Below are 1,138 nucleotides of genomic sequence, written 5' to 3'. Positions count from 1 at the left end.
TCCAGCCGCACCTCCACGCCCAGCCCGGCCAGCGCCCGGGCGGCGGCGGCCGAAAGCGCCGGCGGCAGCGCCTTCAGCAGCCGGTCGCCGCTGTCCACCAGCACGACACGCACGCAGTTGCGGGTGATATGGGGGAAGTCGCGCTCGGCAACATGGCGAGTCAGTTCGGCGATGGCGCCGGCCAGCTCGACCCCGGTGGGGCCGCCGCCGACCACCACGAAGGTGAGATGCTCGGCCCGGGTCTCGCGCTGTTCGGCGCGCATCGTCTCTGCCCGCTCCAGCGCCAGCAGCAGTTCCCGGCGCACGCGGATGGCATCGTCGATGGTCTTGATCCCCGGCGCATGCGCCGCCCATTCCGGATTGCGAAAATAGCCGTGGCGGGCGCCGCTGGCCACCACCAACTGGGCAAAGCGCTGCGCGCCACCGCTGGCCAGGCGCACCGTCCGGGTCTGCCGGTCGATGCCCACCACCGTGTCCATCAGCACGCTCACGCTGGGCAAGGGGCGCAGGATGGTGCGGATCGGGGCCGCGATATCAGCCGCCGACAGCCCGGCGGTCGCCACCTGATACAGCAAGGGCTGGAACAGGTGGTGGTTCTGCCGATCGATCACCACGGTTGCAACGCCAGCCGCGCCCAGCACGCGCGCGGCGGCCAGACCGGCAAAGCCGGCGCCGATGATCACCACCGGGTCCTGGCCCGCTCTGTCTGTCCCCGCCATGATTGCCCGTTCGGACGGGCCGGCCCCGGCGTTACACCTGGCCCTGGCGCAAGGCCGCGGCCATGACGCCGATCGCGCCTGCTCTGGAAGCCGAATCCCGGCGCCTTGTCGCCTATGCCGCGGCCTATGATGCGCTGGTCGCGCAACTGGCCGCGCGCGGCGCCGGCCGCCGAGCGCCACGGGTGGGACAGCGCTTTCCCGGTTTCGCGCTGCCCGATGCCGCCGGGCGGTTTCACACGCTGGCAGAGCTGCAAGCCGATGGCCGTCCACTGGTGATCAGCTTCCACCGCGGCCTGTGGTGTCCGTGGTGCCGGGTGGAAAGCGCCGGCTGGGGCGATGCCGCGGCCGCACTTGCCGCCGCCGGTGGCCGGCTGGTCACCATCTCGCCCGAACTGGCCGGCGGCGCAGCGGCGCTGGCG

Annotated in this window: 2 protein-coding genes; one reads left to right on the top strand and one right to left on the bottom strand. The window is 72.7% G+C overall.

Going from position 1 to position 1,138, the window contains the following annotated elements; genetic code table 11:
* Positions 1-683 (bottom strand): NAD(P)/FAD-dependent oxidoreductase (locus GJ693_RS16085; RefSeq protein ID WP_235903004.1); only part of this gene is annotated, 683 nt, incomplete at its 3' end.
* 98 nt (positions 684-781) lie between these two features.
* On the opposite strand from GJ693_RS16085, the gene GJ693_RS16080 reads away from it, so the two are divergent.
* On the top strand, positions 782-1,138 hold a 357-nt coding region (locus tag GJ693_RS16080; protein ID WP_156257229.1), incomplete at its 3' end, for a redoxin domain-containing protein.

Origin of the sequence: Sandarakinorhabdus oryzae (genome assembly GCF_009733735.1) — a bacterium.
Classification (GTDB): Bacteria; Pseudomonadota; Alphaproteobacteria; order Sphingomonadales; family Sphingomonadaceae; genus Sandarakinorhabdus; species Sandarakinorhabdus oryzae.
This window is presented reverse-complemented; position numbering and strand designations above follow the sequence as displayed.